Genomic DNA, 9,808 nt, shown 5'->3' with positions numbered 1-9,808 from the left:
TTCATCTTCATCTTCATCTTCATCTTCATCTTCATCTTCATCTTCATCTTCATCTTCATCTTCATCTTCATCTTCATCTTCATCTTCATCTTCATCTTCATCTTCATCTTCATCTTCATCTTCATCTTCATCTTCAAATTCTGTTTTAATTTCAACATCAATACTGTATATTTGAACCAATGAATAAAGCGGTCAAAATCATAGAATGTCCTAGAGATGCCATGCAAGGCATTAAAGATTGGATACCTACAGAACAAAAGGTACAGTACATTCAGTCGTTACTTCGTGTCGGCTTCGATACGATTGATTTTGGAAGCTTTGTCTCACCAAAAGCGATTCCGCAAATGGTTGATACTGCTGAAGTTTTAGCACAATTAGATTTAAGTAAAACTAAAAGTAAACTACTCGCTATTATTGCCAATACAAGAGGCGCAGCAGATGCTTCTAAACATTCTGAAATTGATTATTTAGGCTTTCCGTTTTCTATTTCCGAGAATTTTCAAATGCGAAATACGCACAAAACCATTGCACAATCTGTGGTAACACTTTCAGAAATCTTAGAAATTGCCAATACGACCAATAAGGAAGTGGTGGTTTATATTTCAATGGGTTTCGGTAATCCGTATGGTGATCCTTGGAATGTGGATATTGTAGGCGAGTGGACTGAGCGTTTATCAAAAATGGGTGTGAAAATTTTATCCTTAAGCGATACCATAGGAAGTTCAGATCCTGAAAATATAGAATACTTATTCTCTAATTTAATTCCATCGTATTCAAATATTGAATTCGGTGCGCACTTACACACCACACCAACCACATGGTTTGAAAAAATCGATGCAGCATACTCCGCGGGTTGCCGTCGTTTTGATGGTGCCATTCAAGGGTTTGGTGGTTGCCCAATGGCAAAAGATGTGTTAACAGGTAATATGCCTACCGAAAAAATGCTATCCTATTTCACACAGAAAAAAGCACACGATTTAAATGCGATGTGTTTTGAGAGTTCTTACAACGAAGCGACTAAAATTTTTAGTGCTTTTCATTAATCTTTAAATCATTCTTTTTTTTTAGAATTTGGTCTTATTTGGTATCTAACATTCTGAAAATAAATCACTTATTTGTTGTTATTTTTAAGGAAACTCTTTTTTTGTTTTATTATTTTGCGTTTATAATATGCTGAATTACAGAGTTTTAATAGTTTATTTAAAATAAGTCTAAATAAACTTTGTAGAATTAACTTACAGTATTATTTTTGCAGAAATTATTTATAACAAGTCTTAATAAGAATAGTTAAACGATTTAAAAATGATTAAAATGAAGAGTAAATTAGTCTTAAGTTTATTTATGGCAGGAGCCTTATTTACATCATGTAATGACGATGATGAAAACACTCCAACAACACCCACATTAAACATTCCTACTGGATATATTTCGGTTGATTTTGATGCGAATGTCACTGCGGAAAATACTGTAATTAATGAGCTCTCAGCAGTTACTACTGCTGTAAACGATGCAGAATCTAACGCGCAATCTGTAACGGTAGATCCTATTGCTTATCCTACAACATTATCAGCGGTAACGTTACCAAATTATAGAACCTTAGTCACCGAGTGGTTGGTACAATTGGTAAATTCGGCAAATTCGGCCGATGGTTTCCAAAATCCAGGATTTGATAATATGCCAGCAATGGGACAAGAAGGAGGTCTTTTGGGCTCGCGTTTATTAGATGAGTACGGTTTAGAATTAGAGCAAATGATAGAGAAGGGTTCTTTTGGAGCTGCTTTATATAATCACGCATTAACGGTTATTAATGGTGACTTAACAGATTCTGTTGCTATTGATAAGTTAGTAGAGATTCATGGTGCAGACATCACGTTTAATCCGTCTGAAACTACGGCAGCAGCAACTTATTCTAGAAGACGTTCAAATCTTACAGAACAAACAGGTTTCTTCTTCGACATCAAAGCCAATTTAATTACAGCTAAAGCAGCCATAGAAGCTGGTAACTCATTCGATGCGGTTAGAGATGAAGCACTCGCAGATTATTTAAGAAATTGGGAGATGTCTAACTTTGCAACTGTAATCTACTATTGCAACGCTACAAAGGATCAATTGAGTGCAGCATTTGATTTGCCTGATGGGCCTGATAAAGACGCTGCCCTTGGAAATGCGATGCATGCTTATGCTGAAGGTGTGGCATTTGCACATGGTTTTAAAGGTTTGCCAAACAAGATGATTACAGATGCGGAAATTGATAGCATTTTAGGAAATTTCTTAGCTGTAGAAGGTCAAAATCCAGGGAGTCATAGATTTTTAAATGAAGTGAGTTTATTTTCAAATTTAGATGCTGTTATTGCCGATTTAAAAAACATTTACGGTTTTACAGATGCAGAGGTGACGAGCTTTTATGTTAACAACAACCCATAATTAGTACTATAATTAAAACAGAAAATCGCTCTAAGGCGATTTTCTGTTGCTATAAAAAAGAAAACCTATGAAATCTTTAAAACTTATTTTTCCATTTATAATCTTATGTTGTGTGGCAATTTACAGTTGTAGCGACGACGATTCGGTAAATAGTAACAATGCAGATAGTTTTGATAGACAAGTGATGTTAGCCAATTGGGCAGATAATATTATTATTCCTGCATATCAAGATTTTAATACAAAAGTGACAGCGTTAAAAACAGCTTCAGATACGTTTGAAGCTAATCCAAATGACGCTAATTTGAATGCATTACGTCAAACTTGGGAAACCGCTTATATATCTTGGCAAAATGTTGAAATGTTTACCATTGGACCAGCTGAAACTAAATTTTTCAGAAATTTCATTAATATTTATCCAACAAATGCTGCCAATATTGATGCTAATATTAGTTCTGGAAATTATGCCTTACAAGACATCAATAGAAATGACGAACAAGGCTTTCCTGCTTTAGATTATTTACTATTTGGTTTGGCAGATACAGATGCAGACCTTCTTCAGTTTTATACAACACATAGCAATGCAAATAATTATTTGACGTATTTAACAGATGTTGTTAATCGTATCGAAATGTTAACGAATGAAGTTGTTTCGGAATGGGTAGCAGATTACAGAACGACGTTTGTAAACAATAGTGGTAATGCCTCAAACAGTTCTAGTAATATTTTAGTGAATAAGTATTTAGAATATTACGAGGTGTTTTTTAGAAATGGAAAGATTGGTATTCCATCTGGAGTTGGTTCTGGAGGACTATTACAACCTTCAAAGGTAGAAGCATTTTATAAAAAAGATCTTTCAAAAACATTATGTTTAGAAGGATTAAATGCATTTCAGGCATTTTTTCGTGGAGACCATTTTAATTCAACTGCTAAAGGCGAAAGTTTAGAAAGTTATCTCGATTTTTTAAATACCATGAAAGATGGAGATGACTTGTCACTCCTAATTAATAATCAATTTGATGCATCAAGAGATTTCATTTCTAGTTTAGACGCTAATTTTTATCAGCAAATTAATACCAATAATACTCAGATGTTAGAAGCTTTTGAAGCGCTTCAAGATAATGTGGTGTTTCTAAAATCGGATATGATGTCAGCATTAAATATTAACATCGCTTTTGAAAGTAACGACGGAGATTAAGTTTTGTTAAAAACCCTAACCACATATTTAAAACATTCTGTAAAGGCCGCTCCACTTGCGGTCTTTCGGATTATATTTGGGTGTCTCATGCTGTTTTCTACGTTGCGGTTTTTATCGCAAAACTGGGTAGAAACGTATTACGTCAATCCCACATTTCATTTTAAATATTTTGGTTTTGAGTTTGTCACAGATTTTGGTGAATATACTTGTATACTTTATGTTATAACCTTATTAGCATCATTGGGCATTGTATTAGGTTACAAATACAGATTAAGTGCCATTCTGTTTTTCCTAAGCTTTACGTATTGTGAGCTTATGGATAAAACCTACTATCTCAACCATTACTATTTTGTGAGTATCATTGGCTTTCTACTTATCTTTTTACCTGCACATCGTTATTTTTCAATAGACGCGAAGCGAAATTCTAAAATCGCGTTTACACACATTCCGCGTTATAACATTTTGGTGATTCAGTTGATGTTGTTTATTGTGTATTTCTATGCAGGTTTAGCCAAGTTAAATTCAGACTGGTTACTAAGAGCCATGCCTTTACAAATCTGGCTGCCCTCACTTTATGATTTACCATTACTTGGAGACATGTTTCAAAAGCAATGGATGCATTATCTCATGAGTTGGAGCGGTATGTTGTATGATTTGTCCATTCCATTTCTTCTCTTTTATAAAAGAACACGTGTATTCGCCTTTGTTTTGGTCGTGGTGTTTCATGTATTAACACGCATACTTTTCCCAATCGGTATTTTTCCTTACGTGATGATTTTATCCACCTTAATCTTTTTTGATGCTGCTTTTCATGAAAAAATCATTTCAGTTTTAAGACGATTATTCAGAATTAAAGATCGACCGAAAACAATGATTTTAGAATGGATGCCGAATATGAAAAACAGAATCATTACAGGTTTGTTAGTGGTATTTTTCGCGTTTCAATTTCTATTTCCTTTCAGATATTTAGTGTATCCTGATGAGTTGTTTTGGACGGAAGAAGGCTATCGTTTTTCGTGGCGTGTGATGCTTATGGAAAAAGGCGGTTATGTGCAGTACAAAATTGTAAATCCTGAAACTAAAAACTGGTTTTATGTCGATCATTCCGAATTTTTAACTCCATACCAAGAAAAGCAATTGCGCACACAAGCCGATTTTATTTTACAATTCGCAACGTTCTTAGAAGGCCATTTTAGAACCAAAGGGATTAAAAATCCTGAAGTGTATGTCAACAGTTACATCGCATTAAATGGACGCTTAAGCCAGCGATTTATAGACCCAAATATAGATTTAACCAAAATAAAAGACAGTTGGAAACACAAAGATTGGATTCTGCCTTTCAACGATAAAATTTATGGATTTTAGAAAACTAGTGATATATCTATGTTGTGTTTTAGGCTTTGTAGCCAATGCACAATTTAAGCTTTCAGGTACTGTTTTAGATGCCACATCTCAAACAGCGATTCCCTATATTAAAGTATTCGATACTTCATCAGGTAAAGAAACTACTACGGATGCTAATGGGTATTTTCAGTTAGAAATTTTAAAAGCTGGAGCGCGCACTATAGTATTTTATAATGATGATTATGCTTGGTCTGAAAAAACATTTATTATTAATGCAGATAAAGTTGTTTCTGTTAAAGTTGAAAAATACAACCAGCTTTCCGAAGTTGTAATACAAGCTAAACGTCGTGCCATTTTCGATTTAAAACGTGCCAAGGATGCTGAAGGTACTAGTATTTATGCAGGCAAAAAAAATGAGGTGGTATTAGTCAGTCAGATGGTTGGTAATAAAAGCAACAGCAATGCACGTCAAGTATTTTCGCAAGTGGTTGGACTTAATATTTACGAAAGCACCAATAGCGGTTTACAACTCTCAATTGGTGGTCGTGGCTTAGACCCAAACCGAACAGCCAACTTTAATACCAGACAAAATGGTTATGATATAAGTGCCGATGTTTTAGGCTATCCAGAAAGTTATTACACACCACCAGCCGAAGCTTTAGAAGAAATTGAAGTACTGCGTGGTGCGGCATCTTTACAATACGGAACGCAGTTTGGTGGTTTACTCAATTTCAAACTAAGATCACCTTCAGAAAAACCCTTAGAAATTGTAACGCGCCAAAGTTGGGATACCAATTCAGGGTTCTCAACATTCAACAGTTTTAGTGGTACTAATGGTAAGTTTAGCCATTATTCTTATGTGTCTTATAAAAACAATTTAGACCAAGCACCACGAGCAAATATGAGCTTAGAAGCCTTTAATGCGTTCACAGATTTGAATTATCAACTATCTGAGAAAACGAGTATTGGCTTAGAATACACACATTTAAGTTACACAGCCCAACAACCAGGCGGATTAACAGATGCGCAGTTCTATCAAGACCCAACGGTTAGTAATAGAACTCGGAATTGGTTTAAAGTGAATTGGAATTTACTCACCGCAAAATTCAATCATAAATTTTCAGAAGATGAAGAGTTTAATGCCATTTTATTTGGAATGAATTCCTCTCGAAGTGCTATTGGCTTCAGAACCAATCGTGTCTCTCAGGTTGATGATTTAGACGAACCACGTGATTTGCAAGTCGGGAATTTTAGAAATTGGGGAGCAGAATTACGGTATCTGAAAAACTATAATATCGGCTCTAAAAAATCGATTTTATTAGTCGGAAGTAAATATTACCAAGCTTTCAATGAAGAACGACAAGGACCTGGAACCAATGGTAATGATGCTAATTTTAATTTTATTGATTATGAGGTTCAGGATTTGCCTAGCGAATTACGACAGTCCGATTTTGACTTCCCGAATCTAAATGCCGCCTTTTTTGCTGAAAATATTTTTTACCTGTCCGATAAATTATCGGTAACACCAGGCGTTCGTTTCGAATATATAAAAACCGAAAGCGAAGGGACTTTCAGAGCTGTAAATAGAGATTTAGCAGGCAATCCATTATTAGATTCAACATTTGATGACAACCGAACGCGCGAACGTAACATTCTACTTTTAGGTTTAGGAGTAGGCTATAAGCCTAATGAAAATTTAGAAGTCTATGGTAATTTTTCACAGAACTATAGATCGGTAACGTTTAGTGATATTCGAATTATAAATCCTGCATTGCAAGTCGATCCTAATATTCAAGATGAAAGTGGTTTTACGGCAGATTTAGGAATTAGAGGGCGTTACAAAAATGTACTGTCTTATGATGTGAATGTATTTGGTTTACTTTACAGAGATCGCATAGATGAAGTATTGCGCACATCCACCAGAATAGATGCTTTTGGCAACGAAGTTGAGAATGGGCGTATTGTACGTTTTAGAGGTAACATTGGTACGGCTTTAACTTATGGATTTGAAGGTTTAATAGACTGGAATTTAAGAGAAACGTTTTTCGAAAATAAAGACGAATATCGCCTTAACTATTATATCAATTTAGCTGCAATTCAATCTGAATTTATTGCATCTGAAGTGCCAGGAGTCGAAGGCAACGAATTGCCATTTGTGCCCAACCTTAACCTAAGGACAGGTTTTAAAATGGGTTATAAGAATTTTTTAGCCGATTTTCAATATTCCTATTTGTCATCGCAATTTACGGACGCTTCAAACGCACCTCAAGATTTGGGCGATAATGTCAGTGGTATCATTGGATCGATACCAGCATATTCGGTTTTTGATTTATCGCTATCCTATCGTTACAGAAAATGGACTTTAGAAACGGGAGTTAATAATTTTTTGAACGAACAATATTTTACACAACGTGCCACAGGATATCCTGGTCCAGGGATCATTCCGGCTTTGCCTAGAAGTTATTATATGACTTTAGAATTTAAAATTTAGAGTATTCTATTTTTAGAAGTAGTGAGGTAATTAATTAGCACCTGTCTGGTTGAGCGCAGTCGAAACCTACAAGAAGTAGATCAATAGTTCTCGACTGCGCTCGAATGGACAATTATCAATAATTCAAATAGCATAGGATTAATTAATTATGATTAATTTTTGGTGCGTATGCAACTACTGACTTCTTATAAATTATTTAGCATTTCATATTAAATTATAATGCAGAAAAAAACCTTATCTTCGCATGCAATTATATCTTAATTGCCATGACTGCACACGAAAATAAAATTTTAGGAGAAGGTCTTACTTATGATGACGTACTCTTAGTTCCTGCTTTTTCCGAAGTTCTTCCACGCGAAGTTAATATTCAAACAAAATTTACCAGAAATATTACTATCAACATTCCTGTAGTTTCTGCAGCTATGGATACGGTTACTGAAAGTAAAATGGCTATTGCCATGGCACAAGAAGGAGGTATTGGTGTGTTGCATAAAAACATGACGATTGCAGATCAAGCCGCAAAAGTAAGACGTGTAAAACGTGCCGAAAGCGGAATGATTATCGATCCTGTAACCTTACCATTATCGGCTACAGTTGCTGATGCCAATAGAAGTATGGCAGAGCACAGCATTGGAGGAATTCCTATTGTTGATGAAAATGGAACGCTTAAAGGTATTGTTACCAATCGCGATTTAAGATTTGAGCACAAAAGTGAGCGACCTATTGTAGAAGTGATGACTAGTGAAAACTTAGTAACGGCTTCTGTTGGCACTTCTTTAAAAGATGCTGAGAAAATTCTACAAAAGCATAAAATTGAAAAGCTACTGATTGTAGATGAAAATTATAAACTTGGCGGTTTAATTACCTTTAGAGATATCACCAAGGTGACGCAAAAGCCAATTGCCAACAAAGATACTTACGGCAGATTAAGAGTTGCTGCAGCGATTGGTGTTACTGGTGATGCTGTTGATAGAGCAGAAGCCCTTGTTAATGCTGGAGTCGATGCTGTAGTTATTGATACAGCACATGGTCATACCGTTGGTGTGGTCACGATTTTAAAAGCGATAAAGCAACAGTTTCCAGATTTAGATGTTATCGTTGGAAATATAGCGACAGGCGAAGCTGCTAAATATTTAGTAGAAGCTGGAGCTGATGCTGTAAAAGTAGGGATTGGACCAGGTTCAATTTGTACCACACGTGTTGTTGCAGGTGTTGGTTTTCCGCAATTTTCTGCTGTTTTAGAAGTGGCAGCCGCCATAAAAGGTTCTGGTGTGCCAGTGATTGCAGATGGAGGCATTCGTTATACAGGAGATATTCCTAAAGCGATTGCAGCTGGTGCAGATACGGTAATGTTAGGGTCGCTTTTAGCAGGAACAAAAGAAAGTCCAGGTGAAACGATTATATACGAAGGTCGAAAGTTTAAATCTTACAGAGGTATGGGTTCTGTTGAAGCCATGAAACAAGGGAGTAAAGACCGTTATTTCCAAGATGTAGAAGATGATATTAAAAAGTTAGTACCAGAAGGTATTGTGGGTCGTGTGCCTTATAAAGGGGATTTATTTGAAAGTATTCATCAATTTATTGGTGGACTTAGAGCCGGAATGGGTTATTGTGGTGCAAAAGATATTGAAACGTTAAAAGAGAATGGTCGTTTTGTAAAAATCACGGCAAGTGGTATTAACGAAAGTCATCCACATGACGTCACCATCACCAAAGAAGCACCAAATTACTCGAGATAACTATGAAATTCAATAAGCTGAAAGCCACTGCTGCTACATTTGTAATTGCAGGTTCTGTTGTATTCTTTGTAAATGACATGAATTATTCAGGCACTGTGCTTACATTAAAAGTCATTGGAGCTTGTGTTTTTCTATATGCTATTCGTAAGGATTTGAAATTGAAGAAAGGGTAGAAGTAAACGATTTTCAAATGTCCATTTTTTTTGAATTTGACTTATTGAAATAGTACATATCTCGGTGGAACGATGCCATTGAGTCAGGTTATATGTAGTGAATTTTTAGCGAAGCTTAGAGATTCTGGTGATGCCTTAAAATTATACTTTTTTTCAGGCATCAATATTAATTTGGAATTTCTGAATTGACTCAGAAACTCAGAAATTTACTATTTATGTTCAGTTTTAATACTTGCAAATACAACAAGGCTTGCAGAGATCTTTATGAGAGAATAGTAGCCCAAGTAAAGAGTAAAAACTAGCGTTAATTGCAGTGTGTAATAAGTTGCTAAAACAAGCTTTTGCAATAGCTAAATCAGGGTTGATTTATGATGGTGAATATAAAAGTACTTTAGTGAAAAATTAATGAGATTTTACTTGTTTTTTACCACAGTACTTTGTT

8 protein-coding genes and 1 pseudogene are annotated in these 9,808 nt (G+C 35.3%); 8 read left to right on the top strand and 1 reads right to left on the bottom strand.

The features are described 5' to 3' along the window. Window positions 1-180, bottom strand: a 180-nt coding sequence (locus AB8B52_RS00955; protein ID WP_406024328.1) for a hypothetical protein, incomplete at its 3' end; no start/stop codon positions are given. On the opposite strand from AB8B52_RS00955, the gene AB8B52_RS00950 reads away from it, so the two are divergent. The 8 genes and pseudogenes from AB8B52_RS00950 to AB8B52_RS00915 all read left to right on the top strand — a co-directional run. After that, entirely contained in the window at window positions 180-1,043 is an 864-nt protein-coding gene (locus AB8B52_RS00950) for a hydroxymethylglutaryl-CoA lyase (protein WP_406024326.1), read from the top strand. The two genes, AB8B52_RS00955 and AB8B52_RS00950, sit on opposite strands and share 1 nt — an antisense overlap. Before the next feature lie 268 nt (window positions 1,044-1,311). Beyond that, window positions 1,312-2,424, top strand: a complete 1,113-nt coding sequence (locus tag AB8B52_RS00945) for a hypothetical protein (protein WP_406024324.1) — start codon at window positions 1,312-1,314, stop codon at window positions 2,422-2,424. Window positions 2,425-2,491: 67 nt separating this feature from the next. After that, window positions 2,492-3,619: an imelysin family protein gene (locus tag AB8B52_RS00940; RefSeq protein WP_406024322.1), complete on the top strand. Its 1,128-nt coding sequence runs from the start codon at window positions 2,492-2,494 to the stop codon at window positions 3,617-3,619. Between the two features lie 3 nt (window positions 3,620-3,622). Beyond that, the gene (locus AB8B52_RS00935) at window positions 3,623-4,984 is read left to right on the top strand and encodes an HTTM domain-containing protein (protein ID WP_406024320.1); all 1,362 of its coding nucleotides are present in this window, start codon (window positions 3,623-3,625) and stop codon (window positions 4,982-4,984) included. Further along, window positions 4,974-7,454 (top strand): TonB-dependent receptor domain-containing protein, encoded by a 2,481-nt coding sequence (locus AB8B52_RS00930; RefSeq protein ID WP_406024318.1) that lies wholly within the window; start codon window positions 4,974-4,976, stop codon window positions 7,452-7,454. Before AB8B52_RS00935 ends, AB8B52_RS00930 begins: the two co-directional genes overlap by 11 nt. 266 nt (window positions 7,455-7,720) lie before the next feature. Next, entirely contained in the window at window positions 7,721-9,193 is a 1,473-nt protein-coding gene (guaB, locus tag AB8B52_RS00925; protein ID WP_406024316.1) for an IMP dehydrogenase, read from the top strand. A 2-nt stretch (window positions 9,194-9,195) separates the two neighbouring features. Continuing rightward, window positions 9,196-9,366: a hypothetical protein gene (locus AB8B52_RS00920; RefSeq protein WP_406024314.1), complete on the top strand. Its 171-nt coding sequence runs from the start codon at window positions 9,196-9,198 to the stop codon at window positions 9,364-9,366. Between the two features lie 191 nt (window positions 9,367-9,557). Next, a pseudogene (locus tag AB8B52_RS00915) lies at window positions 9,558-9,772 on the top strand (IS110 family transposase); the annotation flags it as partial. Between the last annotated feature and the right edge of the window lie 36 nt (window positions 9,773-9,808).

It is taken from the genome of Winogradskyella sp., assembly GCF_045105575.1.
Taxonomy (GTDB): Bacteria; Bacteroidota; Bacteroidia; order Flavobacteriales; family Flavobacteriaceae; genus Winogradskyella.
The sequence above is the reverse complement of the archived record's forward strand: the minus strand, read 5'-3'. Positions and strand labels throughout refer to the sequence as shown.